28 protein-coding genes are annotated in these 24964 nt (G+C 61.3%); 14 read left to right on the top strand and 14 right to left on the bottom strand.

Translation table 11 applies throughout. The features are described from left to right. The first annotated feature begins 86 nt into the window (after positions 1 to 86). The 4 genes from GH663_RS13610 to GH663_RS13595 all read left to right on the top strand — a co-directional run bounded on the left by GH663_RS13610 (position 87) and on the right by GH663_RS13595 (position 4723). Positions 87 to 1124 carry an MBL fold metallo-hydrolase gene (locus GH663_RS13610; protein WP_153132264.1) on the top strand — a complete coding sequence of 346 codons (1038 nt, stop codon included), beginning with the start codon at positions 87 to 89 and terminating at the stop codon, positions 1122 to 1124. A gap of 16 nt (positions 1125 to 1140) precedes the next feature. Next, positions 1141 to 2976, top strand: a complete 1836-nt coding sequence (locus GH663_RS13605) for a PHA/PHB synthase family protein (protein ID WP_153132263.1) — start codon at positions 1141 to 1143, stop codon at positions 2974 to 2976. Positions 2977 to 3085: 109 nt separating this feature from the next. Next, positions 3086 to 3370: a ubiquitin family protein gene (locus GH663_RS13600; protein ID WP_153132262.1), complete on the top strand. Its 285-nt coding sequence runs from the start codon at positions 3086 to 3088 to the stop codon at positions 3368 to 3370. A 102-nt stretch (positions 3371 to 3472) separates the two neighbouring features. Further along, complete coding sequence (locus GH663_RS13595) at positions 3473 to 4723, top strand: SpoIIE family protein phosphatase (protein ID WP_153132261.1); 1251 nt, start codon at positions 3473 to 3475, stop codon at positions 4721 to 4723. Here GH663_RS13595 and ubiT read toward each other — a convergent pair. The 9 genes from ubiT to GH663_RS13550 form a co-directional block, all read right to left on the bottom strand. Next, positions 4709 to 5164, bottom strand: coding sequence for a ubiquinone anaerobic biosynthesis accessory factor UbiT (gene ubiT, locus GH663_RS13590; protein WP_153132260.1), 456 nt, complete (start codon positions 5162 to 5164; stop codon positions 4709 to 4711). The genes GH663_RS13595 and ubiT overlap by 15 nt on opposite strands. 2 nt (positions 5165 to 5166) lie before the next feature. After that, the gene (locus GH663_RS13585; RefSeq protein ID WP_153132259.1) at positions 5167 to 6069 is read right to left on the bottom strand and encodes a U32 family peptidase; all 903 of its coding nucleotides are present in this window, start codon (positions 6067 to 6069) and stop codon (positions 5167 to 5169) included. A gap of 10 nt (positions 6070 to 6079) precedes the next feature. After that, positions 6080 to 7087: a ubiquinone anaerobic biosynthesis protein UbiU gene (gene ubiU / locus GH663_RS13580; protein WP_153132258.1), complete on the bottom strand. Its 1008-nt coding sequence runs from the start codon at positions 7085 to 7087 to the stop codon at positions 6080 to 6082. Positions 7088 to 7195: 108 nt separating this feature from the next. Beyond that, positions 7196 to 8182 (bottom strand): septal ring lytic transglycosylase RlpA family protein, encoded by a 987-nt coding sequence (locus GH663_RS13575; RefSeq protein ID WP_153132257.1) that lies wholly within the window; start codon positions 8180 to 8182, stop codon positions 7196 to 7198. After that, positions 8179 to 9291, bottom strand: coding sequence for a rod shape-determining protein RodA (gene rodA, locus GH663_RS13570; RefSeq protein WP_153132256.1), 1113 nt, complete (start codon positions 9289 to 9291; stop codon positions 8179 to 8181). The genes GH663_RS13575 and rodA overlap by 4 nt, the downstream gene beginning before the upstream one ends. Further along, the gene (mrdA, locus tag GH663_RS13565; RefSeq protein ID WP_153132255.1) at positions 9288 to 11198 is read right to left on the bottom strand and encodes a penicillin-binding protein 2; all 1911 of its coding nucleotides are present in this window, start codon (positions 11196 to 11198) and stop codon (positions 9288 to 9290) included. The genes rodA and mrdA overlap by 4 nt, the downstream gene beginning before the upstream one ends. Positions 11199 to 11213: 15 nt before the next feature. Continuing rightward, complete coding sequence (gene mreD / locus GH663_RS13560) at positions 11214 to 11735, bottom strand: rod shape-determining protein MreD (RefSeq protein WP_066882189.1); 522 nt, start codon at positions 11733 to 11735, stop codon at positions 11214 to 11216. Further along, a complete protein-coding gene (mreC, locus tag GH663_RS13555; protein ID WP_153132254.1) occupies positions 11735 to 12673 on the bottom strand; it encodes a rod shape-determining protein MreC in 939 nt (312 codons plus the stop codon). The genes mreD and mreC overlap by 1 nt, the downstream gene beginning before the upstream one ends. A gap of 30 nt (positions 12674 to 12703) precedes the next feature. Next, a complete protein-coding gene (locus tag GH663_RS13550; RefSeq protein ID WP_066882192.1) occupies positions 12704 to 13747 on the bottom strand; it encodes a rod shape-determining protein in 1044 nt (347 codons plus the stop codon). Positions 13748 to 13851: 104 nt separating this feature from the next. Between GH663_RS13550 and gatC the strand changes: the two genes are divergently transcribed. The 4 genes from gatC to gatB are packed head-to-tail and all read left to right on the top strand — an operon-like array spanning position 13852 to position 17596. Beyond that, on the top strand, positions 13852 to 14139 hold the full coding sequence (gatC, locus tag GH663_RS13545) for an Asp-tRNA(Asn)/Glu-tRNA(Gln) amidotransferase subunit GatC (protein ID WP_066882194.1): 288 nt from the start codon (positions 13852 to 13854) through the stop codon (positions 14137 to 14139). After that, positions 14136 to 15593, top strand: a complete 1458-nt coding sequence (gene gatA, locus GH663_RS13540) for an Asp-tRNA(Asn)/Glu-tRNA(Gln) amidotransferase subunit GatA (protein WP_153132253.1) — start codon at positions 14136 to 14138, stop codon at positions 15591 to 15593. The genes gatC and gatA overlap by 4 nt, the downstream gene beginning before the upstream one ends. 2 nt (positions 15594 to 15595) lie before the next feature. Further along, positions 15596 to 16126 carry a hypothetical protein gene (locus GH663_RS13535; RefSeq protein WP_153132252.1) on the top strand — a complete coding sequence of 177 codons (531 nt, stop codon included), beginning with the start codon at positions 15596 to 15598 and terminating at the stop codon, positions 16124 to 16126. Positions 16127 to 16138: 12 nt separating this feature from the next. Continuing rightward, positions 16139 to 17596 (top strand): Asp-tRNA(Asn)/Glu-tRNA(Gln) amidotransferase subunit GatB, encoded by a 1458-nt coding sequence (gatB, locus tag GH663_RS13530; protein WP_153132251.1) that lies wholly within the window; start codon positions 16139 to 16141, stop codon positions 17594 to 17596. On the opposite strand, the gene GH663_RS13525 is transcribed toward gatB, so the two are convergent. Next, a complete protein-coding gene (locus GH663_RS13525; protein ID WP_153132250.1) occupies positions 17597 to 18244 on the bottom strand; it encodes a hypothetical protein in 648 nt (215 codons plus the stop codon). Beyond that, entirely contained in the window at positions 18237 to 18878 is a 642-nt protein-coding gene (gene pyrE / locus GH663_RS13520; RefSeq protein WP_153132249.1) for an orotate phosphoribosyltransferase, read from the bottom strand. Before pyrE ends, GH663_RS13525 begins: the two co-directional genes overlap by 8 nt. Positions 18879 to 18925: 47 nt before the next feature. Between pyrE and GH663_RS13515 the strand changes: the two genes are divergently transcribed. From GH663_RS13515 to GH663_RS13495, 5 genes are all read left to right on the top strand, one after another. After that, entirely contained in the window at positions 18926 to 19705 is a 780-nt protein-coding gene (locus tag GH663_RS13515) for an exodeoxyribonuclease III (protein WP_153132248.1), read from the top strand. 79 nt (positions 19706 to 19784) lie between these two features. Beyond that, positions 19785 to 20099: an ElaB/YgaM/YqjD family protein gene (locus tag GH663_RS13510; protein ID WP_066882208.1), complete on the top strand. Its 315-nt coding sequence runs from the start codon at positions 19785 to 19787 to the stop codon at positions 20097 to 20099. A gap of 4 nt (positions 20100 to 20103) precedes the next feature. After that, positions 20104 to 20511, top strand: coding sequence for a phage holin family protein (locus GH663_RS13505; RefSeq protein ID WP_153132247.1), 408 nt, complete (start codon positions 20104 to 20106; stop codon positions 20509 to 20511). After that, a complete protein-coding gene (locus tag GH663_RS13500; protein WP_153132246.1) occupies positions 20508 to 20801 on the top strand; it encodes a YqjK-like family protein in 294 nt (97 codons plus the stop codon). The genes GH663_RS13505 and GH663_RS13500 overlap by 4 nt, the downstream gene beginning before the upstream one ends. 2 nt (positions 20802 to 20803) lie before the next feature. Next, a complete protein-coding gene (locus GH663_RS13495) occupies positions 20804 to 21112 on the top strand; it encodes a hypothetical protein (RefSeq protein ID WP_153132245.1) in 309 nt (102 codons plus the stop codon). Here GH663_RS13495 and GH663_RS13490 read toward each other — a convergent pair. The 3 genes from GH663_RS13490 to metX are packed head-to-tail and all read right to left on the bottom strand — an operon-like array spanning position 21096 to position 24096. Beyond that, positions 21096 to 22364: an AmpG family muropeptide MFS transporter gene (locus tag GH663_RS13490; protein WP_153132244.1), complete on the bottom strand. Its 1269-nt coding sequence runs from the start codon at positions 22362 to 22364 to the stop codon at positions 21096 to 21098. The two genes, GH663_RS13495 and GH663_RS13490, sit on opposite strands and share 17 nt — an antisense overlap. Continuing rightward, positions 22364 to 22975, bottom strand: coding sequence for a methionine biosynthesis protein MetW (metW, locus tag GH663_RS13485; protein WP_153132243.1), 612 nt, complete (start codon positions 22973 to 22975; stop codon positions 22364 to 22366). Before metW ends, GH663_RS13490 begins: the two co-directional genes overlap by 1 nt. After that, a complete protein-coding gene (gene metX / locus GH663_RS13480) occupies positions 22972 to 24096 on the bottom strand; it encodes a homoserine O-succinyltransferase MetX (RefSeq protein WP_153132242.1) in 1125 nt (374 codons plus the stop codon). Before metX ends, metW begins: the two co-directional genes overlap by 4 nt. A gap of 260 nt (positions 24097 to 24356) precedes the next feature. Here metX and GH663_RS13475 point away from each other — a divergent pair, with 260 nt between their 5' ends. Further along, the gene (locus tag GH663_RS13475) at positions 24357 to 24962 is read left to right on the top strand and encodes a PilZ domain-containing protein (protein WP_170291425.1); all 606 of its coding nucleotides are present in this window, start codon (positions 24357 to 24359) and stop codon (positions 24960 to 24962) included. The last annotated feature ends 2 nt before the right edge of the window (positions 24963 to 24964 follow it).

The raw sequence follows: 24964 nt of genomic DNA, 5'->3' as shown, positions 1-24964 counted from the left end.
GGTGCGCGCCAGTAAATCAGAAGGAGGGGGATTTTTCAATCCGACACCGTATGGTAAGTTGTGCTTCCCCTCCGACAGGTTTGCCCATGTCCCTGCACTATCCGCACGACCAGCCGCCGGCCGCCGGCGAGTTGATCGAAGTTGCGCCCGGCGTTTTCTGGTTGCGCATGCCTTTACCGTTCCAGCTCGACCACATCAACCTCTGGCTGCTCCGCGACGGCGCCGCCTGGGTCATCATCGATACCGGCTTTTCCGACGACGAGGTCAGGGCTGTCTGGTCGCAGATCCTCGATCGTCTCGATGGTCCGGTGAGCCGACTGGTCGTCACCCACTTCCACCCGGATCACCTCGGCCTGGCAACCTGGCTGATCGAGAAGACTGGCGCCCCGCTGGCGATGACCACCGGCGAATTCCTGACTGCGCACGCCGTCTGGCACGAAGTCGGCGGCCACGGCGCCCGTTTCATGGTCGAACAGTTCCGCCAGCATGGACTGGATGCGGAGCAACTGGAGCGTTTCGCCAGGCGTGGGTCCGGTTACCGCAAGGCGGTGCCGGCGCTGCCCGAGTACTACCAGCGTCTGAAGGCAGCCGACACCCTGACGGTGAACGGCAAGAAATGGCAGGTTTTGATCGGTCATGGCCATGCGCCCGAGCATATGGCGCTTTACTGCGCCGAACTTGACGTGTTAATTTCTGGCGACATGCTTTTGCCAAGAATTTCCACGAATATCAGCGTTTTCGCGGCGACGCCGGAGGCCGATGCCCTTGGCTGGTATCTCGATTCGCTGGATGAAATGTCGCGGGAAATACCGGCAAATACCCTGGTGTTGCCTTCGCACGGATTGCCGTTTTTTGGCGTGCAGTCCCGGGTTGAGGCGTTGCACGCGCACCATGCAGAACGATTGCGTGCTCTGGAGAATAGCTGTGAAGATGCGCCAAAGAGCGCAGCCGAGTTGCTGGAGACCTTGTTCCAGCGAGCACTCGATACGCATCAAACCATGTTCGCGATGGGCGAAGCGATTGCCCATTTGAACCATCTAGAACAAGCCGGCCGGCTGTCACGCATGACCGACACTGACGGCGTGATTCGATATACGCGGTGTAAAGCCCGCACCGTGCACTGACAGAGGGAGTTTGAGTATGTCGCAGCAACAGAATGACCAGGCAATGAATCTGCCCAATCCGGCTGAAATCGCCAAGACCTATGCCGAAGTCGCCCAGCGCGCTTCGCGCCTGATTACCCAGTTCATGGAAAAGAAGGCCAAGGACGGCGTCAATGCGCCGGCTGACGAACTTGGCGTGGCCAAGGCTTTCATGGACCTCTCGTCGCGCCTGATGGCCAATCCGTACAAGATGGCCCAGACCCAGATGAACATGATGTGGGACTACTTCTCGCTGTGGCAGAACACGACGATGAAGATGATGGGCATGCCGGTGCATGGCCCAGTCGCCGCGCCGAAGAAGGGCGACAACCGCTTCAAGGACGAGGAATGGGAGCAGCATTTCCTGTTCGACTTCGTCAAGCAGTCCTATCTGATCACCGCCCGCCACCTGCATGACACGGTCGCCGGCACCGAAGGCCTCGACGAAGCGACGCAGCAGAAAGTCAATTTCTTCACTCGCCAGTACATCGACGCGCTGTCGCCGTCCAACTTCGCGCTGACCAATCCGGAAGTCTTCCGCGAAACGGTGAAGAGCCATGGTCAGAACCTGATCAAGGGCCTCAACAACCTGCTGCACGATGTCGAATCCGGCGACGGCCAGCTGCGCATCCGGATGACCGACACCTCGGCTTTCGAAATGGGCAAGAACGTCGCGACGACCCCGGGCAAGGTGGTCTTCCAGAACGAACTGTTCCAGCTGATCCAGTACGATCCGACGACGCCGGACCAGAACAAGAAGCCCTTCCTGATCGTCCCGCCATGGATCAACAAGTACTACATCCTTGACCTGCGCGAGAAGAACTCGCTGGTCAAGTGGGCGACCGACCAGGGCCACACCACCTTCATCATGTCCTGGACCAATCCGGACGAGAAGCTGGCCGCCAAGTCCTTCGAAAACTACCTGCTCGAAGGTTCGCTCGAAGCGGTCAACCAGGTCTGTGCCCATACCGGCGAAGACAGTGTCAACATGGCCGGCTACTGCCTGGGCGGTACGCTGCTGATGACGACGCTGGCCTACATGACGGCGAAGAAGGACAAGCGGGTCAATTCCGCGACCTTCTTCACGACCATGCTCGATTTCTCCGAGCCGGGCGAACTGGGCATCTTCCTCGATGAAGGCGCTGTCTCCGGCCTCGAAAAGCGCATGCAGGAACGCGGTTTCCTCGAAGGCTCGGAAATGGCCGGCACCTTCAACATGTTGCGCGCCAACGACCTGATCTGGTCCTTCGTGGTCAACAACTACCTGATGGGCAAGGATCCGTTCCCGTTCGACCTGCTCTACTGGAACTCCGACTCGACGCGCATGCCGGCCGCGATGCACAGCTTCTACCTGCGCAACATGTACCTCGGCAACCTGCTCAAGGAACCGGGTGGCATCACGCTGGGCGGCGTCAAGATCGACATCAGCAAGGTCAAGACCCCGTGCTACTTCATCTCGACCATCGAGGACCACATCGCACCGTGGAAGAGCACCTACATGGGCGCCCGCCTGCCGTCCGGCAACACCAAGTTCGTCCTGGGTGGTTCCGGCCACATCGCCGGCATCGTCAATCCGCCGGCCGCCAACAAGTATGGCTTCTGGACCAATGATGCGACCGACGGCAACCTGCCGGAAAGCCCGGACGACTTCCTGGCCGGCGCGACGCAGAACGCCGGCTCCTGGTGGACGCACTGGAACCAGTGGGTGAACAGCCTGCCGGGCGGTTCGGCCAAGGTCAAGGCGCGCAAGCCGGAAGACGGCGCGCTGAAGGTGATCGAGCCGGCGCCGGGCAGCTACGTCAAGTTCCGCCTGGATGCCCAGAAAAAGGCCTGAGCATAGCTGTTGGCAGTAGAAAAACGGGAGGCGGTAGCCTCCCGTTTTATTTTCAGAACTCGCGCCGGCTGGTCATGTCTCATGAACACAGACTGCAAGGAGGCCTGCCATGTTCGATTCTCCCGTCGTCTCCATTCACATTCCGCCCGATTTGCGCAGCTACGCCGGGGGGCATGACGAAATTACGGCCAGTGGTGATACCGTAGGTGAGCTTTTCGATGCGCTGTGCCATGAATATCCGGCGATCCGCTCGCATCTGATCGCTGCCGGTGGTGAATTGGCCCCGGGCTTCGCCGTCTATCTTGGTCCCCACAGCATCCGCGAGTTGGCCGGACTGTCTACCCCGGTTGAAATGGAGGAAGTGCTCAGCATCGTGCCGGTCGGCGCCGTCTGAGTGATGGATTTTCCCGTTTGAAGGTGGTTCACCGCAGCAATTACGGAAGGCGGAAGGCCGGGTGTATGCTTGTCTGCTAATGCCGACGAAGGGGAGGCCGTCATGTCGCAAGCCGTGGTTGCGCAAATTCGCGATGCGCTGAAGCATCAGGAACAGCATCTTTCCTTTGCCATCACCCTGATGGAACATCTCGTGGTGCCCACCTTCGTCCTCGATGCCGAGCGGCGGGTGCTGATCTGGAATCGCGCCTGCGAAAGGCTGACCGGTGTAATGGCGGCGGAGGTGATCGGCACGCGCCATCACTGGCAGGCTTTTTACGAGCAGGAGCGGGCCTGTCTGGCCGACCTGGTGGCAACCGCCAGCTACGAACAGATCGCCAATCTCTACACTGTTTTCGAAGACCCGGGCCAGCCGGTCTTCGGTGTTCATGCCGAAAACTGGTGCTGGATGCCGCGCCGCCAGCAACGCCTCTATTTGGCCGTCGATGCCGGGCCGGTCTACAACGAAACCGGTGCCTTGATTGCGGTTGTCGAAACCCTGCGCGACATCACCGAAAAGCAGCTGGCCCAGAGCAAGGTGGCGGAGCAGGCCAGTCTGTTGAAGGCGCATTACGACGAGCATCAGCGCGAGGCCGAACTGGCCCGGCGCATCCTCGAACACCAGATTCGCAGCGATCTGCTGAAACAGGCGGCGGTTGAATATTCGGTAACGCCGGCCGACCATTTTTCCGGCGACATGGTACTGGCGGCGCGGGCGCCATCCGGTTTGCGCTATGCCATCCTGGCCGACGCGACCGGTCATGGTCTGGCCGCCGCGGTCAGCATCCTGCCCATGGTCCAAGAGTTCTACCGGCTGGTTGAACTGGCGCAGCCCCTGGCCAGCATTGTCGAGTCGATCAACTTTTTGCTCAGTAACTCGCTGCCCTTGGGACGTTTTGTCGCTGCAGCCTTCGTCTGCGTCGATGACGCGGCGCAGCGCGGCCAGATCTGGGTCGGTGGCGTGCCCGACGTGCTGCGGATCGATGCGGCAGGCGACGTGCTGCAGCGCTTTGTCTCGCGCAACCTGCCGCTGGGCATTACGCGGGCACGGGGCGACGAGGCCGGCTTCGAGGACTTTTCCTGGCGGGAGGGAAATGCACTGGTGCTGCTCTCCGACGGTGTGCTGGAAGCCAGTGATCAGGCAGGCGAGCAGTTTGGCGAGCCGCGCCTGACCGCTGCCCTCAGGCAGCGTGGCGGGCTAGCACCGATTACAGCGGTCCATCAGGCCCTGGCCAGCCACCTGAAAGGGAATTTGCCGCATGACGACATGTCGGTACTCGTCATCGACCACTGCCAGTCTTCAGTGGCGCAGTAGCGGCAGGCGGTCCGATAGTTTCGGCCATTCCACCGCATCGAGCATGTTCTTGACGATCAGGCCGAGTTCGGTGTCGCCGGTGATTTCCAGCTCGCGGTTGAAGAACAGCGTGTCCGGGTCTTCCTGGCGAGCCAGCAGCTGCAGGTAGGCCGACAGGTTGGCGGCGAAGGCCAGGTCGGGTTCGCGTTCGGGCCGGAAGACCGGGCGGAACAGGCCGCCGCGGTAGGTGTAGCTGGCTTCACCACCGGTATCGAGCACGCGGACGCGGAACAGCTTGTCTTCCAGCGCGGTTAACTCGTCTTCAGGCAGCAATTTCATTTTCAGCGCCGCATTCAGCCCGGCAACAAGAGCCAGCGCATGCGGCCATTGCGGCAGCTTTTGCCCGAGGCTGGCGATGAAGGTCGGCAGGCGAAACTTCGGGATGGTGAAATTCGGATTCATGCTCAGGCTTCCAGTTGTGCAAGGGCTTGCGTGTGGCGCTGAACGATCCCGGCATCGCCGAACCAGTAGCCGTCAACCAGGCCGCTGGCGCTCCAGTCGCGGCTGTCGACGCTGACCGTCTGGCCGTTGCGGGCCGCATCGAAGGCGGCGATGATGGCGTCGAGATGCTGCTTCTGCGGGCTGATACGAACGATGTCGATGCCCATCTGCCGCATGTCCGGGATTTCGTGCAGCAGGTTGTAGCTTTGCGCCGACATCGTCTGGATACCGTTGATGGTCAGGAAATCCTGGCCTTCGCGGGTTTTCAGGGTCAGGCCTTCGGCATGGTCGAGGCACTTGAACTGACAGTCGTCCTTGTTCAGGTCGTAATGGCGGGCCGTGAAGCAGCGGGCCGAGAAGGCGAGCGGGATCTTGCCGAAAACGAAGACCTCGCTCTCGACGCCGGCCGGCTTGTTGCGGTGCAGGGTCTCGATCAATGTGCGTGGCGCTTCGAGCGGGGGCACCCAGCGCGTCATGCCATAGCGGGCGTAGGTGGCGAGCGTAGCTTCGTTGTAGATGTTCAAGTGCGGGCCGGCGACGAAATTCTTGCCCTGGGCGAGGTTGACCGCGCCGAGGTCGTTGGCTTCGAGGCTGCAGCCGGCATCGTCAATCAGGCGGCGTAGCGCCTTGAGGTCGCTTTCAGATTCGAGCAGGGCCTGGGCCGAGACGACGACTTGCTTGCCGGCATCGGTCAGGTCGCGGGCGAGACCGATCCAGTCGGCGGTGCGCAGTTGCTGGCGGCGCGAGCAGACGACTTCGCCGACGTAGATGATGTCGAGGGCAGGGTTCTGCGCCATTTCGGCGTAGAACTCCATGACCTCGGCTTTCGGCCAGAAATAGAGCAGGGGACCGAGCGAGAGTTTCATACGTCTTCCTTTAGCGCCATGGCCGGTTGTAGGCGCCGAGCGTTGCCTGGCTGCCTTCCGAGACCTTGGAGAGTTCGGCCTGCCAGGCCGGTTTCACGTGGAACCGTTCGCTGCCGTTGGCCAGCGAATCGAGCGCGGCGCGCAGCGTGCGGGTGACCTGGGTGACGTAGGCCGGGCTGCGCTGGCGGCCTTCGACCTTGATCGCCTTGACGCCGATCTTAATGATCTCCGGCAGGATGGACAGCACGTTGAGGCTGGTCGGCTCTTCCAGCGCGTAATAGGTTTCGCCTTCGACTTCAAAGCGGCCCTTGCACAGTGTCGGGTAGCCGGCCGGTTCGTCGTCGCCGAAGCGGTCGATCAGGATGCCGTTGAGCCGGGTTTCCATGGTGCCGGGCTGCTTGTCCCACTTGACGTACTTGGCCGGCGAGCAGGCGCCGACGGTATTCGGCGATTCGCCGCAGGCGTAGGAGGACAGCCAGCAGCGTCCTTCGTTCATGACGCACAGGCTGCCGAAGCCGAAGACTTCGATTTCGACCGTGGTGTTCTTGATGACGTGCTCGACCTGGGCCAGCGTCAGCACGCGGGGCAGCACGGCACGACGGATACCGAACTCGCGCTGACAGAAATTGATCGCCTCGTAGCTGGTCGCCGAGCCCTGCACCGACAGATGCAGGCGCTGCTGCGGGTGGCGGTTGCGGGCATAGTCGAGCAGCCCGACATCGGCCAGGATAATCGCGTCAACGTTCTGGTCGACCGCGGCATCGACCGCCTTCTGCCAGTCGGCGACGCGGCCGGCTTGCGGAAAGGTGTTGATCGCCAGCAGGATCTCGCGGCCTTTGGCATGGGCGTAGCGGATGCCTTCGCTCATGGTTTTCTGGTCAAAATTGAGACCGGCGAAGTTGCGGGCGTTGGTGTCGTTCTTGAAGCCGAGATAGACGGCATCGGCGCCGTTATCCACCGCGGCCTTGAGGGCAGGCAGGCTGCCGGCCGGGCAGATGAGTTCGGGCAGGGAGCTCATGGCATACGATCTGAAGAGTAAGCCGGCGAGTATAGCCAGCCGGCGCCGGGTGCCATTGATCCTCGTCAAACCACCGGCGGGTTGTTGCCCGGCCGGCTGTTTTCCGGCTCAGCGAACGACGATGGTCGGCTTGTAGCCGAGGGCGGCGCGAATTTTTTCGGCGACCTTGTCGGCATCGCCGCGGCTGGCGTAGGGGCCGAGCTGCAGGCGGTGGATGCCGCCGCCAGGGCTGATCCGCATCGCCTCGTTGAGCCAGTCCAGCTCACGCAGCAGGTGGTTTTTCAGGTTCTCGGCATTGTCGGCATTGGCGAAGGCTCCGAGTTGTAGGTAGACGCCCTTGGCCACGGTTTCGCCACTGCTGGCGCCTGAGTTGGCGTTCTGCACCGGGCGTTCTTCCTGTGCCATGCGCCGGGCTAGTTGCTCGATGTCGTCGCGCTCGCCGGCGGCCGGTCGGACCGGGGGCGTCACCTGGGCGTAAGCGGTGGCGGCCGGCTCACCCGGAATGATCGCTTCGACTTCAACCTGGCCGCTGCCGCCGTTGATCAGGCCCAGCTTGTAGGCGGCGGTATAGGAAAGATCGATGACCCGGTCGGCATGGAAAGGACCGCGGTCGGTGACCCGGACGATGACCGATTTACCGCTTTGCAACTGGGTGACCCGGACGTAGGAGGGGAGCGCCAGGGTGGGGTGGGCGGCAGTCATTGCGAACATGTCGTAAGGCTCGCCGATCGATGTTTTCTGGCCGTGGAACTTCTTGCCATACCAGCTGGCGATGCCGCGCGTCTTGTAGGGCCGGACGCTGTTGTTCGGGACATATTCCTTGCCGAGCACGACGTAGGGCTTGGTGGCCGGCTTGTGCAAGGGTTCCCACTTCGGTTCGGCATCGGGAATGTCGTCGAGGCCATCGGGAATTTCGTCGGCCGGGCCGTCATCCTTGTAGAAGCCGCCGCCCCTTTTTAAAACTGCCGTCGGCTTCTTGGTCGGCGTTTTGGAAATCGGCCCTTTTGTCGTGTCGACCGTAGCATCCGGCAAGGTCCTGCCGCCACAGGCGGCCAGCAACAGGACCAGAGAGCCGGCGGCCAAATGGCGAATCATTTTTTGACCAGCATCCGGTGGGTGTGGATCGACATCAGGATACCGATGCCGAGGAACAGGATGACCAGCGCCGTGCCGCCATAGCTCATGAACGGTAGGGGCACGCCGACTACCGGCAGGATGCCGCTGACCATGCCCATGTTGATGAAGGCGTAGGTGAAGAAGCCGAGCGTGATGGCGCCGGCCAGCAGCCGCGAGAACAGGGTCGGGGCACCGGAGGCGATGATCATGCCGCGGCCGATCAGCAGCGTGTAGAGGAAGACCAGCGTGGCGTTGCCGAGCAGACCCCATTCTTCGGAGTACACCGCGAAAATGAAGTCGGTGTGCTTCTCGGGGATGAATTCGAGGTGGGTCTGGGTGCCGTTCAGGTAGCCTTTGCCGATGGCGCCGCCGGAGCCGATGGCAATGATCGACTGGATGATGTGGTAACCGGTACCGAGCGGGTCGGTGGTCGGGTCGATCAGGGTCAGAATGCGCTTTTGCTGGTAGTCGTGCATCATCCCCCAGAGCAGCGGCGCGGCGGCAGCGGCGGCAGCGATCATGCCGACGATGATCTTCCACGGCAGGCCGGCGAAGAAAATGACGTAGAAGCCGGCCGAGCCGACCAGTAGCGCGGTACCGAGATCGGGCTGCTTGGCGATCAGCGCGAAGGGTACGAAGAGCAGCAGGGCGGCGACCAGATAGTGCTTCATCTTCAGCGTCGCCTCGTATTTCTGGAAGTACCAGGCCAACATCAGCGGCATCGCGATCTTCATGATTTCGGAGGGCTGGATCCGGGTAAAGCCGAGCGGCAGCCAGCGCCGGGCGCCATTGACCTTGATCCCGAACAGGAAGACGGCGATCAGCAGCACGACGCCGAGCACGTAGAGCGGAATGGCGAAGCTCATCAGTTTTTGCGGCGGCAGGCGGGAGACGAACCACATGATGACCATGGCCAGCCCCATGTTGCCGGCCTGCGACATCATCCGGTGCGAACTGTCGATGGTGGCGGAGTTCACCGTCGCCAAGCCGACCGCCATGATGGCCAGTGTGATGAGGAGCAGCGGGAAGTCGATATGGGCGATCAACTGTTGCCAGGCGCGACGCAGGGAGCCAGTGACATCGATCATTCTTCGTGCTCCTCTTCAATGGCGGCCGGATCATCCTTGGCCGCCCCGGCCGGCAGCTTGCCGAGCAGATAGTAATCCATCACCATGCGCGCGATCGGCGCCGCCGACTGGGCGCCAAAGCCGCCGTTTTCAACGAGCACGGCGAGCGCGATAGTCGGCTTGTCGGCCGGCGCGTAGGCGATGAACAAGGCGTGATCGCGCAATTCCTTCTTGATCGCGCCTTCCTTGTACTGCGCACCCTTCAGCGAGTAAACCTGGGCCGTGCCGGTCTTACCGGCCGCTTCGTAGGGGGCGCCGGCAAAGGCGCGGGCACCGGTGCCCTCCTTATTGACGCCAACCAGGGCACGCCGGATGACCTCGATATTTTGCGCTTTCAACTGCAGGTCGCGAATCGGCTTCGGTTCGACCAGCCGTTTTTCACCAGTCTTGGTATCGACGATGTGGCGGACCAGGTGTGGGCGGAACATTACGCCGTTATTGGCCAGTGTTGCGGTAGCCTGAGCCAGTTGGATCGGGGTATAGGCGTTGTAGCCCTGGCCGATGCCGATCGAGATGGTTTCCCCGGCGTACCATTTTTGCTGCTCCGGTTTTTTGAAGCGCTGGCGTTTCCATTCCTGTGACGGCAGGACACCCTTCGATTCCGAGAGGTCATCCTTGCCGAGATCAATGCCGGTCCGCTGGCCGAATCCGAAGGAACCCATGAACTTGGCGATATTGTCGATCCCCATGTCGTTGGCCAGAATGTAATAGTAGGTGTCGCAGGAATGGACGATCGACTTGTACATGTCCACCATGCCATGACCGCCCTTTTTATCGTCGCGGAACTGGTGGTTGCCGAAATTGAAGTAGCCCGGGTCGCTGATCGCCTGGCCGGGTGTCCGCTTGCCCATTTCCAGCGCGGCCAACGCCATGAACGGCTTGAAGGTCGAGCCTGGCGGGTAGGCACCGTTGATCGCCCGGTTGATCATCGGCTTGCTCGGGTGGTCGTTCAGTTCCTTCCAGTTGTCCGGCGTAATGCCATCGACGAACAGGTTGGGGTCGTAGGTCGGATTCGAGACCAAGGCCAGGATGCCGCCGGTCGAGGGTTCGATGGCGACCAGGGAGCCCTTGCGGTCGCCGAAGGCTAGCTCGGTAATCTCTTGCAGCTTGGCATCCAGGGTCAGGGACAGATTGTTGCCGGAGACCGGCGGAATGCGTTTCAGGCTGCGCAAGGCACGGCCGCCGGCGTCGATTTCGACCTCTTCGTAGCCGGTTTCGCCGTGCAGCTCGAATTCGTAATGCTGTTCCAGGCCGTTTTTCCCGATGTGATCGGTCCCTTTGTAGTTGGCCTGTTTCTCGGCTTCCTCGATCCATTTCAGGTCGCGGTCGGTGATCCGGCCGATGTAGCCGATGGCATGCGAGGCGACGTTGTTCAGCGGGTACTGGCGGAAGAGGCGGGCTTTTACTTCGACGCCCGGGAAGCGATAGCGCTGGGCGGCGAACATGGCGACTTCGGCGTCGCTGAGGCGGGTTCGGATGGGGATCGATTCGAAATTCTTGGCTTCATCCATCAGGCGCTTGAAACGCTTGCGGTCCTTGGCCTGGATGTCGATGACCTCGGATAATGCAGTGATCGTCTCTTCCAGGTCGCCGGCCCGGGAGGGAGTGATTTCCAGCGTGAAGGCCGAATAATTGTGGGCCAGCACCACGCCATTGCGGTCGGTGATGACGCCTCGGTTGGGGACAATGGGGATCAGTGCGATGCGGTTGTCTTCGGCTCGCGTCTGATAGAAGTCGTGCTGGATGACCTGCAGCCAGAAAAAGCGGCCGAGCAGGAGGCAAAAGGCGAATAGCACAAAGACCGCTGCAAAGCCGAGGCGAAAGCGAAAGCGGTCAAGATCTGCTTCGGGATTGTGGAAGTTACCCACGGGTGTAGGGCCTGCTTAAATGGGACGGTCGGGATCCTGCTCGACCGGTCGGTACTGAGGCAGGAGCAGAACGAAAGTGGCGGGTATCCAGAGCAGCGTCTCGATCAGCGGGGCGATGAAATAGCTCCAGCCCGGAAACTCGGCGCCGACGGCGAGCCGCATCAGGGCCTGGATCAACTGCGCACCGAACAGTAGCGGCATGACCTGCAAGGCCTGTTGGGCGAGCGGGAACCACAGTAGGCGGCGGGACAGCGAGGTCGAGACGTAGGCGAGCAGGACATAGGCAAAGCAATGCTGGCCGAGCACAGAGCCGTCGGCGACATCCATCAACAGGCCGAGTATGAAGGCCCAGCCCATGCCGACCCGGCGAAATTCGCGGACGCTCCAGAAACATAGAACGAGCGCCACCCAGTCCGGCATACCGGGCCAGTGCGCGGTGGGCAGGAAATTGAGGGCGACCGCCGCGATCAGGCTGAAAAAGATGAACCACGGCCGGACCGGCAGCAGGATTCGGGATGAGGAGAAGGTCGGTTGCATTAGTTGCTCTTCGCAGCGCGCTTCTTTTTCTGGCGCAGAGCGGCCTTGTCGCCGATGTCGCCGCCGCGGCCGGCGGATTCGGGCGGCGCCGGCGGTAGCGGCTGACGGGGGTCGAGTACCATGATTTCGCCGAAGTTTTCGACGCCGGCGACTGGTACGCAGAAAATGCGGGCGAAGGAATAGGCGCTGTCGCGTTCGATATTGACTACCTTGGCGACCGGGAAACCCGGCAGATAGACGCTGTCCAGACCCGAGGTGACCAGGATGTCGCCAACCTGGACGTCTGCATTGGCCGGCATGTAACGCAATTCAAGCTGGCCGTTGCCAAGGCCGAAAACGACCGAGCGATGGCCGCTGCGGACGATCTGCACCGGTACTGCCTGATCCTTGTCGGTAATCAGCGTGATTTCGGCCGAGAACGGGAAGACACGGGTCACCTGGCCGACTACCCCGGCTTCGTCGATGGCCGGCTGGCCAGCGACGATGCCCGACTGCTGGCCTTTGTCGACAATCACCTTGCGCGAGAAGGGGTCGCGGGCGGTGTAGAGAATCTGGGCTACCTGGCCGTTGGCTTTCTCGCGCTCCTTGACGGCGAGGAGTTTGCGCAGGCGCTCGTTTTCCGCCTCCAGTTGCAGCAGGCGCTGCAGATTGGGGGCAGTATTGAGTTGCGCATGCTTCAGTTCGCTGTTCTCGTGTTGCAGCTCGCGCATGCCTTGCAGATAGTTGGCGGCATAGTCGACCAGGCTGCCTGGTGTCTGGGCGACACGTTGTACCGGGTCGACGAGCAGCGCAATGCTCTGCCGCAAGAGGTCGAGGCTGCGGAAACGCAGGTCGACGACGAACAGGGCCAGCGAAATCGCGACGTAGAAAGTCAGGAGGGCCAGCGGTGCTGGCCCTCGCTTGAAAAACGGTGGCGGTGCGTGGTCGATGCCGGCCATCGCTTAATCCTGCCTTGCTGCGGTCAACGGTTAGTCAGAGGCAAAAATGCTGCCCAGCTTGTCCATTTTTTCCAGCGCCATGCCGCAACCGCGGGCGACGCAGGTCAGCGGCTCGTCGGCGACGATCACCGGCAGGCCAGTTTCTTCCATCAGCAGACGGTCGAGGTCGCGCAACAGGGCGCCGCCACCGGTCAGGACCATGCCCTTTTCGGCGATGTCGGCACCGAGTTCGGGCGGGGTCTTTTCCAGCGCCGATTTGACGGCGGAAACGATCTGGTTCAGCGGGTCGGTCAGCGCTTCGAGGATTTCATTGGAGGAAATCGTGAACTTGCGCGGGATGCCTTCGGCTTTGTTGATGCCGGAAACTTCCATTTCCTTGACCTCGGCGCCCGGGAAGGCGGAACCGATGTTCTTCTTGATGTTTTCAGCGGTGTTCTCGCCGATCATCATGCCGTAGTTGCGGCTGATGTAATTGATGATCGCCTCGTCCAGCTTGTCGCCGCCGACGCGCACGGAGCCAGCATAGACCATGCCGCCGAGCGAGATGACGCCGACTTCGGTGGTGCCGCCGCCGATGTCGACGACCATCGAACCGGTTGCTTCGGCCACCGGCAGGCCGGCACCGATTGCCGCCGCCATCGGTTCCTCGATCAGGTAGACCTGGCTGGCACCGGCACCGATCGCCGATTCGCGAATGGCGCGGCGTTCAACCTGGGTCGAGCCGGAAGGAACGCAGATGATGATGCGCGGGCTCGGGCTGAATAGCTTGGAGTCATGCACCTTCTTGATGAACTGCTTGAGCATCTGCTCGGTCACGGTGAAGTCGGCAATCACGCCATCCTTCATCGGACGAATCACGGTAATGCTGCCTGGTGCCTTGCCAAGCATTTCCTTGGCTTCCTTGCCGACGGCCTGGATTGTTTTTTTGGCGTTGGGGCCGCCTTCGAGGCGAATGGCAACAACCGACGGCTCGTCGAGCACAATGGCCCGGCCACGCACATAAATGAGCGTGTTGGCGGTGCCAAGGTCGATGGCGAGGTCGTTGGAAAAATATTTACTTAGGAAACCGAACATCTGTAGCTCCGCGTTGGGGGGGTGCGGTAGGGAAAACTTTTATGATACCTTATAACGCTTTCCATTTTAAGACTTTGTGCACTGCAAAAAAGTCTTTTAAGACAATGTCGCTCACATTAGAACAGGTTCAGCGCATCGCTCATCTCGCCCGTATCGAGGTCAGCGAATCCGAGGCTCTCGCCACCCAGGGGCACCTCAACGGAATTTTCCAGCTTATCGAGCAGATGCAGGCCGTTGATACCAGCGGCGTCGAACCGATGGCGCACGCTCAGGACCTGAGTCAGCGACTGCGTGACGACGTGGTCAGCGAAACGGATCGCCGGGCGGCCTACCAGGCGGTCGCCCCGGAAGTCGAAGCCGGTCTTTATCTTGTTCCGAAGGTGATCGAATGATCAATGCCAGCCTCAAGCAACTGTCGCAGGCGCTGGCCGCCAAGCAGATTTCCAGCGTCGAACTGACGCAGCTCTTTCTCGACCGCATCAACCGCCTCAACCCGGCGCTGAACGCCTTCGTTACGGTCGACACCGAAAAAAGCCTGAATTCGGCCCGTGCTGCCGATGCCCGCATCGCCGCCGGCACGGCCGGTTTGCTGACCGGCATTCCGATTGCCCAGAAGGATATCTTCTGTGCCGAAGGCTGGCGGACCACCTGCGGCTCGAAAATGCTGGCCAATTTCGTTTCACCCTACGATGCGACGGTGATCCGCAAGATGGAAGGCGAGGCCGGCCTGGTCTCGCTCGGCAAGACCAACATGGACGAGTTCGCGATGGGCTCCTCCAACGAAACTTCATATTTTGGTCCAGTGCGCAATCCGTGGGATAACGGGCGGGTGCCCGGCGGCTCCTCCGGCGGTTCGGCCGCGGCGGTGGCGGCGCGTCTGGCGCCGGCGGCGACCGGCACCGATACCGGCGGCTCGATCCGCCAACCGGCCGCGCTGTGTAACCTGACCGGCCTGAAGCCGACCTACGGCGTGGTGTCCCGTTACGGCATGATCGCTTTTGCCTCGTCGCTCGACCAGGCCGGCCCGATGGCCGCCAGCGCCGAAGATTGCGCCTTGCTGCTGAACAGCATGGCCGGCTACGACGAGCGCGATTCGACTTCGCTCGAGCGGCCGGCGGAAGACTACGCCCGCGATCTCGATAAGCCGCTGGCCGGTTTGCGCATTGGCTTGCCCAAGGAGTTCTTCGGCGAGGGCTGCGATGCCGAGGTGATGGCCGCGGTACGGGCGGCGATTGCCGAGTATGAAAAGCTCGGTGCGACGACCGTCGAGATTTCGCTGCCCAACTCGCATCTCTCGGTGCCGGCCTATTACGTAATCGCGCCGGCCGAGGCGAGTTCCAACCTGTCGCGTTTCGACGGCGTGCGCTACGGCTTCCGCGCCGAGGATTACGGCAATCTCGACGATATGTACATGAAGAGCCGGGCCCAGGGCTTTGGTGCCGAGGTCAAGCGCCGGATCATGATCGGCGCCTACGTGCTGTCGCATGGCTATTACGATGCCTACTACCTGCAGGCACAGCGCATCCGCCGCCTGATCGCCAACGACTTTGTCGAGGCCTTCAAGGTTTGCGACGTGATCATGGGGCCGACCTCGCCGTCCACCGCCTTCACGCTCGGTGAGAAAGCGGCCGATCCGGTCCAGATGTACCTGTCGGACATCTACACCATCGCCGTCAATCTGGCCGGCCTGCCCGGCATGTCTGTGCCCTGTGGGTTCGCCGGCGGCCTGCCGGTCGGCTTGCAGTTGATCGGCAATTATTTTGCCGAGGCGCAGCTGCTGAATGTGGCGCATCGTTATCAGCAGGCCTGCGATTGGCATCTGCGTCGGCCGGCCGGCATCGAGTAAATATGCGGCGGTACTGGGCGATTCTGGTGGCGCTGGTCGCGGCGGGGTGCGCCGAGGTCGACAAGCAGCCGGAGCCCGCTGCCGCAGAATCGGCACCGGAAAGCACGTCGACCGCAGCAACGCAGCCGAAATTCAAGTCGGACACGCTGAAGTATCTGGCCAAGCGCCAGATCAAGCCGCAGCCGACCCGTCCGCTCAACGTCAAATCGACGTGTTCGCACAAGGATGCGATCGGGACGGTGACCAAGCTCGACTTGCTGGTCAAGGAGGCCGAGGTCAAGACTTTCACCGCCCAGGTCAGCATGAAGGGGTACGGGACCTGCCGTTTCAACCTGAAGGAGTTCGACCAGGTCGAAAAGTTGCCGCAGGCCTTGCTCAAGCACAAGAGCGAAACCGGGTGCTCGGTGCGGATGTGGGAGCAGGGTCCCAAAGTCACGGTTGCTTTCAACAGTTGCCCCAAGTCCTGCGAAGGGGATGCTTTCAGTTACCTCTGGCCGATTGTGGTCGAGGCGAAATCAGGGCGTTGTTTCTGAACGGATAGAACTATGAATCAGTGGGAAGTGGTGATTGGCATCGAGACGCACGCGCAACTGGCGACCGTTTCGAAAATTTTCTCCGGCGCCTCGACGGCTTTCGGGGCCGAGCCGAATACGCAGGCCTGCGCGGTGGACCTCGCGTTGCCGGGCGTTTTGCCGGTGCTCAACAAGAAGGCAGTCGAGTGCGCCATTCGCTTCGGTCTGGCGATTGGCGCCGAAGTGGCGCAAAAGTCGGTCTTTGCCCGCAAGAATTACTTTTATCCCGATCTGCCCAAGGGCTACCAGATCAGCCAGATGGACCTGCCGGTCGTCGTCGGCGGCAACATTACGCTGCAGGTCGGCCAGGGTGACAAGGCCTATGAAAAAGTCGTTCGCCTGACCCGGGCCCATCTGGAAGAAGATGCCGGCAAGTCCCTGCACGAAGACTTTCACGGCAAATCGGGGATCGACCTCAACCGGGCCGGCACGCCGCTGCTCGAGATCGTTTCCGAACCGGACATGCGTTCTTCCGACGAAGCAGTGGCCTACGCCAAGGCGCTGCATGCACTGGTGCGCTGGATCGGCATCTGCGACGGCAACATGCAGGAAGGCTCCTTCCGCTGCGATGCCAACGTCTCTGTGCGCCCGAAGGGCCAGGCCGAGTTCGGCACGCGCCGTGAAATCAAGAACCTGAACTCCTTCCGTTTCCTCAAGGAAGCGATCGATTTCGAAGTGCAGTGGCAGATCAACGAGATCGAGGAAGGGCGCAAGATCCAGCAGGCGACCGTGCTGTTCGATCCGGATAGCGGTGAAACGCGGATGATGCGGAGCAAGGAAGACGCCCACGATTACCGTTATTTCCCCGATCCCGACCTGTTGCCGCTGATCATTTCCAGCGACTGGATCAACCGCGTCAAAGGCGAATTGCCGGAATTGCCGGGCCAGAAGCGCGAGCGCTTCGTCAATGAGCTCGGTCTCTCGGCCTACGACGCGATCACGCTGACTGCCAGCCAGGAAATGGCCGATTATTTCGAGTCGACCGTAGCGATTGCCGGCAAAGCCAACGCCAAGCCCTGCGCCAACTGGGTGATGGTCGATTTGGCCGCCCGCCTGAACAAAGAAGGCAAGGAACTGGTCGAGTCACCGGTAAGCGCTGCGCAACTGGCCGGCCTGATCCAGCGGATTGCCGACAACACCATTTCCAACAACATCGCCAAAAAAGTCTTCGAGGCCTTGTGGAATGGCGAGGGTGCCACGGCCGACGACGTCATCGAAAAGCAGGGCCTGAAGCAGATTACCGACAGTGGCGCCATCGAGGCGCTGGTCGATGAGGTGCTGGCCGCGAATCCTGCCAATGTCGCCGAGTTCAAGGCCGGCAAGGAGAAGGCTTTCAACGCGCTGGTCGGTCAGGTGATGAAAGCGGCCAAGGGCAAGGCCAATCCGCAGCAGGTCAACGACCTGCTGCGCCAGAAGCTGGCGGCAGGCTAACTACTGGGGCTGGGCCGCACCGCTGAACGGTGCGGCTGGCTTGGCCCGGCCGGTCAACTCGTTGTAGCGCTTGCGGTCGGCGTCGTACTTGGTCTTGATGGTCTCGAAATCGTGTTTCTTGATGTCGAGCAGCTCCTGCTCAAGCTTGATCTCGTGATCAATGGCTCGCAGCTCTTTCTCAAGCTCAGGCGGTAGCGTCTTCTTCTTGTAAAACTCGGCTTCCGCCTCGAATTTCTTGCGCTTCTTGCGCGCCACGTCGATCTTGGCCTGCGAGGCGGCAATCGCAAAATTGACATCGGCTTCGGCCTTGCGCTGAGCGAGGTCGATATCCTGCGGCAGCGCGTAGGTGTCGAGCAGGGCCTGATCCCGGCGCCGCTGCTCGCGGTCGGCTTCTTCCAGCTTCTTCTTGCGCCGGCTTTCCGCAGCGGCCAGGGCCTTTTCTTCCGGGCTCAGCGGCGGTCCGACTTCCTTGATGACGTTGCCGGCACTGTCCAGCAGACGGTAAGCCCGGCCCCGGCAGACGTCTGGCAAGGCGTCGCCACAGACGCGGCGCCCGTTGCCCGGGTCCTGGCAGCAGTAAAACTCGCCCCCGGCCTGGGCTGTTGTTGCAAGCAGCAGCAGGAGAGGGGCAAGCAGGCGTTTAGGCATTGACGCCGTATTGCTGGCGGTAGCTGGCAACCGCGCTGCGGTGCACGGAAAATTCGGCATGGTTTTCCAGGAAGGCCATCAGGTCGCCCAGCCCGGCCACTGCAATCACCGGAATGCCGTAGTCGCGCTGCACTTCCTGTACGGCGGACAATTGACCTTGGCCGCGTTCCTGACGATCCAGCGCAATCAGCACGCCAGCCGGCGTGGCGCCGGCGGCACGGATCAGTTCAACCGATTCGCGGACCGAGGTGCCGGCCGAAATGACGTCATCGACGATCAGGACGCGGCCGGCCAGCGGCGCACCGACGATGTTGCCGCCTTCGCCGTGATCCTTGGCTTCCTTACGGTTGAAGGCAAAGGGGTAATTCTGGCCGCGCTGGGCCAGCGCCATGGTGATGGCCGCCACCAGCGGAATACCCTTGTAGGCCGGGCCGAACAGCATGTCGAACTGAACGCCGCCGGCTTCGGCCGCTTTGGCGTAGAATTCGGCGAGTTGGCCGAGTGACTTGCCGTCGTTGAACAAACCGGCATTAAAGAAATAGGGCGAGAGCCGTCCCGCCTTGGTCTTGAATTCGCCAAAGCGCAATACTTGGCAGCCGAGCGCGAATTCGATGAAATCCTGACGAAAATCCATATTCTTCCATTCCTAACGGCCGTGAAAACTGCGCCGATCATTGCACAATGTTACGCATCATCTCCCTGAACCTCAATGGCATCCGCTCCGCCTGGAGCAAAAATGTGCTGCCCTGGGCCGCCGCCCAGCAGGCGGACATCATCTGCTTGCAGGAATTGAAAGCGCAGTTGCCCGATCTTTCTCCGGAAATGCTTGCGCCGGACGGTATGCAGGCTTTCTATCACTGTGCCGAAAAGAAGGGTTACAGCGGCGTCGGCATCTGGAGTCGCCGGCAGCCGGACCGCGTGATCGAAGGCTTCGATGGCGGCGAATTCGATAGTGAAGGGCGTTATATTCTGGCCGATTTCGGCAATCTGTCGGTGATCTCGCTCTACCTGCCTTCCGGTTCCTCGTCGCCCGAGCGCCAGGAGGCCAAATTCCGCTTTCTTGATGCCTTCTTCCCGCAAATGCTGGCCTTGCGTGCCGAAGGACGGGAAATCGTGTTGTGCGGCGACTGGAATATCGCCCACAAGGAAATCGACCTGAAAAACTGGAAGTCGAATCAGAAGAATTCCGGCTTCCTGCCGGAAGAGCGGGCCTGGCTGGGTAAGCTATTCGACGAACTGGGCTGGGTCGATGTCTATCGCCGGCTCTATCCGGATGCAACGGGCGAGTCCTACACCTGGTGGAGCAACCGTGGGCAGGCCTGGGCGAAGAATGTCGGCTGGCGGATCGACTACCAGATTGCGACGCCCGGTATCGCCGCTAAGGCACAGCGGGCCGAAATCTATAAGGCCGAACGTTTCTCCGATCATGCGCCATTGATCATCGATTATGATTTTGCCTGAGCCGTTCATGCGAATTGATTTCGGCGCGCGGACGGGCTAACCTGTACCCCTTGCTTATCTGTCACCAACGAGGTTGAAAATGTCCCAAGATCTGACTGCCGCCAACAAGGAAAAGCTGGTTTCCGACATGAAGGTTGTTATCTCCGACGCTGAAGAAATCCTGCGTGCGACCGCTGGTGCAGCCGGTGAAAAGGTCGGTGAGCTGCGTACCAAGATTGAAGTTCGTCTGCGTGATGCCAAGGAACGTCTGGCCGATGCCGAAGCAGCTCTGGTCGACAAGACCAAGGCCGCGGCGCGTGCGACCGACGATTTCGTGCATGACCAACCGTGGAAGGCAGTTGGTGTTGCCGCCGCCCTCGGTTTGGCGCTCGGCGTGCTGATCGGCCGTCGCTGAACGCATGACCCAGCAAGCAGGCGGTGAAGCAGGCCGCGCAGGTCTCTTTGCCGCCTTGAAAAACATGATCGCGACGCTGATCGCGATCGGGAAGACGCGCGCCGAACTGCTGGTGACCGAGTTGGAGGAGGAGAAACTCCGCCTCATGACGCTGTGGTCAAAAGCGATCGGTGCCGCTTTCATGCTCGCGCTCGGCGTCATCATGGCTGTGTTCTGTATTGCACTGGCTTTCTGGGAGCAGCGGGTCTTGGTCTTTGGTCTCTTTGCCGCGCTGTTTATCGGCGGCGGTTTATTGCTGATCGGCTCGATCAAGAAGCAGGCAAAGCAGCCGAGCAAGCTGTTCCGGGCCAGTCTGGCGGAGCTTGAAGCCGACATGGCCGAATTGCGCCGTTACGCCAAAAAACCGGAATGAACCAGAAACTGTTGTTGCTGGCGACCCGGCATGGCGCCCTGAAAGCCCGTATCGATGAGCAGCGCCGCACGCTGCGGCAGCAGGCGGCACCACTGGAAGCTGCGCTGGCCCGCGGTGATGCGGTGATGCAAGGCGTTGATTGGCTGAAACACCATCCGCTCGCCATCGGCGTCGCAGTCGCCGCCGTCGTGGTAGCCCGTCCGCGTGGCGCATGGCGCTGGGCGAAACGTGGCTTTTTTGTCTGGCGTGGCTGGCAGGCGATTCGAAATTCACTGGCTGGGATGCGTTGACCGTGGCGAGTAGCGAGCGGGCAGAGATTGCCATCCCTGCCTGGTGGCAGCAGATACTCTCTTCGCAGCGACGCGAAGCGCGCCGTATCCTGGCCGAACTGGTCGCGACGCGCGGCCTGATGCCCTTGCTGATGAAGGCGCGTAATGGCGGCCAATGGACGCCAGTCGAGAAAGAAGAAATTCTCGGCCATTTGCGCCGGATGGCGCACCTTTCGCCTTATCTGGTCGCCTTGCTCTTGCCCGGCTCGATGCTGTTTTTGCCAGCTTACGCCTGGTGGCTTGATCGACGCCGTCTCAACCGAGGTGACTGACTGCTTCCGCCGGTCTGTGCCACGGGGCGACTTTGACGAGCAGGAGCATGCCCGGCACGGCCAAGGCAGCGCATAGCCAGAAAAAATTGAACCAGCCCAGCGATTCCACCAGCCAGCCCGCCGAGGCGTTGATGAAAGTGCGCGGGACGGCAGCCAGGCTGGTGAACAAGGCCATTTGCGTTGCGGTATAGGCCGGGTGCGTCGAGCGGGCAATGAAGGCGACGAAGGCGGCCGTACCCAAACCAACGCCCAGTGCTTCTAGACCAATGACAAAGGCCAGGGCGAAGCGTTCGCTGGCGCCGATGCTGTCGTAATGACCCTGTGCGGCCAACCAGGCGAAGCCGAAAATCGAGACTAGCTGGACGACGCCAAAGAGCCACAAAGCCCGGTTGATGCCCAGCCTGACCATCCACAGACCGCCGAGCAGGGCGCCAATGACCGCGGGCCAGAGGCCGGCGTGCTTGGCGATCAGGCCGATGTCGGTCTTGGTGAAGCCCATGTCGAGGTAGAAGGGCGTTGCCAGCGCGGTGCACAGGCTGTCGCCGAGCTTGTAGAGAAAGATGAAGCCGAGTACCAGTGCGGCGCCGCGCCAGCCCTGCCGGCCGATGAACTCGTGGAAGGGTTCGGTCACCGCCTGGCGCAAGGTTTTCGGCGCTCCGTTGATGCGCGGTTCGCTGACCAGCCAGGCCATCGCCATGCCGGGCAGCATGAAGGCGCCGGTGATCCAGAAGACTTCGTTCCACGGCAGGCGGTCGGCCAGGATCAGGGACAGGGAGCCGGGAATCAGGCCGGCGATCCGGTAAGCATTGACGTGTACGGCATTGCCCAGACCGAGTTCGTGGTCGTCGAGAATTTCCCGGCGGAAGGCGTCGACCGCAATGTCCTGTGTTCCCGACAGGAAGGCGAGCAGGGCGGCCAGCCAGAGGATGGGCCAGATGTTTTCTTTCGGATCGAGACCGCCGAGGCTGCCGATGGCGAATAGCAGGCCGACTTGCGTGACCAGCATCCAGCCTCGTCGGCGGCCGAAACCTGGCACGCTGAAGCGATCGAGCAGGGGCGACCAGAGGAATTTCCAGGTGTAGGGGAACTGGATCAGGGCAAAGAAGCCGATCGTTTTCAGATCGACGCCTTCGCTGCGCAGCCAGGCCGGCAACAGGTTGAGCAGCAGGTAGAGCGGCAGGCCGGAGCTGAAGCCGGTGAAGATGCAGATCAGCATCTTCCGGGTGAGCAGGGCGCCGAGCCAGGCGGGCATCAACGGGCGCGCGTCAAGCGGTAGACCGCCAGGCTGCCGAGGAAATTGACTTCACGGTTGTCGGTATTGGCGACGATATTGCCTTGTTCGTCGAGGACATGGCGCTCACGGATGAGCAGCCCCATTTTTTCGCAGAGGGCTTCGAAATCGAGCAGCGTGAAAAAGCGGACGTTGGGCGAGTCGTACCACTGGTAAGGCAGATCTTCGGAAACCGGCATGCGGCCGTCGAGGACGGAGCGCAGGTTCTTCCAATAGGCGAAATTCGGGAAGGAAACGACCGCTTCACGGCCGACCCGCAGCATCTCGAGCAGGATACCTTCGGTGTGGCGGACCGTTTGCAAGGTGCGTGACAGCACGACATGATCGAAAGCCTGGTCGGCGAACTCGTCGAGGCCGCGTTCGAGGTTGCCCTGGATGACATTGATGCCATTCCTGATTGCGGCGAGGATGTTGCTATCGTCGATTTCGACGCCCCAGCCTTGTACACCGCGCGTCTCGATCAGATGCTTGAGCAGCGTGCCGTCGCCGCAGCCAAGGTCAAGAACGCGGTGGCCCGGTTCGATCCAGGCGGCGATCAGGTCAAAATCGGGGCGCCCCAGGGTATGCGTCATAGCTTGATATTCCGCAGGTAGGCATCGACCACGCCATGGTAATGGGCGTCATCCATCAGGAAGGAGTCGTGGCCAAAATTGAGGTCGATTTCCGCATAGGAGACATTGCGCCCGTTGGCGAGCAGGGCGGCGACGATTTCCTTCGAACGGGCCGGGGTAAAGCGCCAGTCGGTCGTAAACGAAGCGATCAGGAAATTAGCCTGGGTGCGGGCCATGGTCGCCGTCAAGTTGCCACCGTCTTCGCGCGACGGATCGAAATAATCGAGCGCCTTTGTCATCAGCAGGTAGGTGTTGGCATCGAAATAACCGGCGAATTTGTCGCCCTGGTAGCGCAAGTACGATTCGACCTCGAATTCGACGTCGAAACCGAAGGAAAAGGCGCTGTTGCGCAACTCGCGGCCGAATTTCTCACCCATCTGGTCGTCTGATAGATAGGTAATGTGGCCGAGCATGCGGGCCAGGCGCAGGCCGCGCACCGGGCGGGTGTTGTGTTCGTAGTAGTTGCCGCCATGGAAGTCAGGGTCGGTCAGGATGGCCTGGCGGGCGACATCGTTGAAGGCAATATTCTGCGCTGACAGCTTGGGGGCGGCGGCGATCACGATGGCGTTGCGGACCCGCTCGGGGTAGGTGATGCTCCAGCGCAAGGCCTGCATGCCGCCCAGGCTGCCGCCCATGACCGCGGCCCAGCTATCGATGCCGAGCAAATCGGCCAGCCGGGCCTGGGCATGGACCCAGTCATTGACGGCGACGATCGGGAAATCGGCTCCCCACGGTTTGCCGGTGGCCGGATTGAGCGAGGACGGGCCGGTCGATCCGTGGCAACCGCCGAGATTATTCAAGCCGACGATGAAAAATTTGTCGGTATCGAGCGGTCGACCGGGGCCGACGATGTTGTCCCACCAGCCGATGTTGTCCGGCTGCTCGGCATAATGCCCGGCAATGTGGTGGTGGCCCGACAAGGCATGGCAGACGAGAATGGCATTCGACTTGGCTGCGTTGAGCGAGCCATAGGTTTCATAGACCAGATCGTAGGCGGGCAGAACCCCGCCACTGCGCAAATGCAGCGGCTGGTCGAAGTGGGCGCGCTGTGACTTGACGGCGCCGACGGATTGTCCTGGCATGCGGTTCCTGAAAACAAAAAACCCAGTGGCGTTGAAGAAGGCTTCCTAAACGCGAACTGGGTGGTTCCCGTTTTAGCTGTATTTATGTGGCGCCCGCAATCAGAGCTCAAATCGGCGCGGCTGATGTCTTTCCAGCGTGTCGGTGACAATACCGAGCGAGCCGGGAAAAGTCAATTAAACAGGGGCGCGCTGCGCTGCGCTGCACGGTGGCTTTGCGGAGTTTTGTTAATATGTGAAAAAAACCAATCAACTGGAAAAACGTGGCGAGTAACCTACTGGATCAACGGCGACACCAACGCATTCGTTTCGGGAATCCTCCGCCTGTCCGGATTGGCTATGCCGGTTCGATCGGCCACGGCGTCATCGAAAATCTCTCGCTGTCGGGGCTGATGCTGCGGACCGATCTCGGCCTTGATATCGGCCATACAGCCGGTTGCGAATTTTCGCTCTTCGGTTCGCCGATCATTGATGTTCCCGCTGCGGTGGTGAGTCGGGTCGGCGACCTGTTCGGCGCCCGCTTTCAGACCGGACCGATCAACCAGGTGATGATCGACGATGCGATCAGCGGAGCCCTGGCGCAAGGTCAGGCCTCGATCCTTTCGGTGCACGAGCTGTCGGGGCGCAAGGTGATGCGAATCACCGGTGGCTTGAACGGCACCTTGCGCGGCGACTTCATGCATGCCCTGACCCGGGTTGGTATCGAGGAGATCGATCTGGCCGGAGTGACGATGGTCGATCAGGCGGGACTGGCGCTCTGTCTGGTGGCCACCCGCCGTCATGCCGTCAAGATCGGGGTGCAGGCGGAATGCTTTGCCGATGCCTGGAAGATTGCCCTTGCCGCTCCTTTCGACGTCGAAGGCCTATGAGA

Origin of the sequence: Dechloromonas hortensis, assembly GCF_009469765.1 — a bacterium.
GTDB lineage: Bacteria > Pseudomonadota > Gammaproteobacteria > Burkholderiales > Rhodocyclaceae > Azonexus > Azonexus hortensis.
The sequence above is the reverse complement of the archived record's forward strand: the minus strand, read 5'-3'. Positions and strand labels throughout refer to the sequence as shown.

Coding starts and splice junctions, on each gene's coding strand:
- GH663_RS13610 (WP_153132264.1), top strand. CDS start 87: ATGTCCCTGCACTATCCGCACGACCAGCCGCCGGCCGCCGGCGAGTTG.
- GH663_RS13605 (WP_153132263.1), top strand. CDS start 1,141: ATGTCGCAGCAACAGAATGACCAGGCAATGAATCTGCCCAATCCGGCT.
- GH663_RS13600 (WP_153132262.1), top strand. CDS start 3,086: ATGTTCGATTCTCCCGTCGTCTCCATTCACATTCCGCCCGATTTGCGC.
- GH663_RS13595 (WP_153132261.1), top strand. CDS start 3,473: ATGTCGCAAGCCGTGGTTGCGCAAATTCGCGATGCGCTGAAGCATCAG.
- ubiT (WP_153132260.1), bottom strand. CDS start 5,164: ATGAATCCGAATTTCACCATCCCGAAGTTTCGCCTGCCGACCTTCATC.
- GH663_RS13585 (WP_153132259.1), bottom strand. CDS start 6,069: ATGAAACTCTCGCTCGGTCCCCTGCTCTATTTCTGGCCGAAAGCCGAG.
- ubiU (WP_153132258.1), bottom strand. CDS start 7,087: ATGAGCTCCCTGCCCGAACTCATCTGCCCGGCCGGCAGCCTGCCTGCC.
- GH663_RS13575 (WP_153132257.1), bottom strand. CDS start 8,182: ATGATTCGCCATTTGGCCGCCGGCTCTCTGGTCCTGTTGCTGGCCGCC.
- rodA (WP_153132256.1), bottom strand. CDS start 9,291: ATGATCGATGTCACTGGCTCCCTGCGTCGCGCCTGGCAACAGTTGATC.
- mreD (WP_066882189.1), bottom strand. CDS start 11,735: ATGCAACCGACCTTCTCCTCATCCCGAATCCTGCTGCCGGTCCGGCCG.
- mreC (WP_153132254.1), bottom strand. CDS start 12,673: ATGGCCGGCATCGACCACGCACCGCCACCGTTTTTCAAGCGAGGGCCA.
- GH663_RS13550 (WP_066882192.1), bottom strand. CDS start 13,747: ATGTTCGGTTTCCTAAGTAAATATTTTTCCAACGACCTCGCCATCGAC.
- gatC (WP_066882194.1), top strand. CDS start 13,852: ATGTCGCTCACATTAGAACAGGTTCAGCGCATCGCTCATCTCGCCCGT.
- gatA (WP_153132253.1), top strand. CDS start 14,136: ATGATCAATGCCAGCCTCAAGCAACTGTCGCAGGCGCTGGCCGCCAAG.
- GH663_RS13535 (WP_153132252.1), top strand. CDS start 15,596: ATGCGGCGGTACTGGGCGATTCTGGTGGCGCTGGTCGCGGCGGGGTGC.
- gatB (WP_153132251.1), top strand. CDS start 16,139: ATGAATCAGTGGGAAGTGGTGATTGGCATCGAGACGCACGCGCAACTG.
- GH663_RS13525 (WP_153132250.1), bottom strand. CDS start 18,244: ATGCCTAAACGCCTGCTTGCCCCTCTCCTGCTGCTGCTTGCAACAACA.
- pyrE (WP_153132249.1), bottom strand. CDS start 18,878: ATGGATTTTCGTCAGGATTTCATCGAATTCGCGCTCGGCTGCCAAGTA.
- GH663_RS13515 (WP_153132248.1), top strand. CDS start 18,926: ATGTTACGCATCATCTCCCTGAACCTCAATGGCATCCGCTCCGCCTGG.
- GH663_RS13510 (WP_066882208.1), top strand. CDS start 19,785: ATGTCCCAAGATCTGACTGCCGCCAACAAGGAAAAGCTGGTTTCCGAC.
- GH663_RS13505 (WP_153132247.1), top strand. CDS start 20,104: ATGACCCAGCAAGCAGGCGGTGAAGCAGGCCGCGCAGGTCTCTTTGCC.
- GH663_RS13500 (WP_153132246.1), top strand. CDS start 20,508: ATGAACCAGAAACTGTTGTTGCTGGCGACCCGGCATGGCGCCCTGAAA.
- GH663_RS13490 (WP_153132244.1), bottom strand. CDS start 22,364: ATGCCCGCCTGGCTCGGCGCCCTGCTCACCCGGAAGATGCTGATCTGC.
- metW (WP_153132243.1), bottom strand. CDS start 22,975: ATGACGCATACCCTGGGGCGCCCCGATTTTGACCTGATCGCCGCCTGG.
- metX (WP_153132242.1), bottom strand. CDS start 24,096: ATGCCAGGACAATCCGTCGGCGCCGTCAAGTCACAGCGCGCCCACTTC.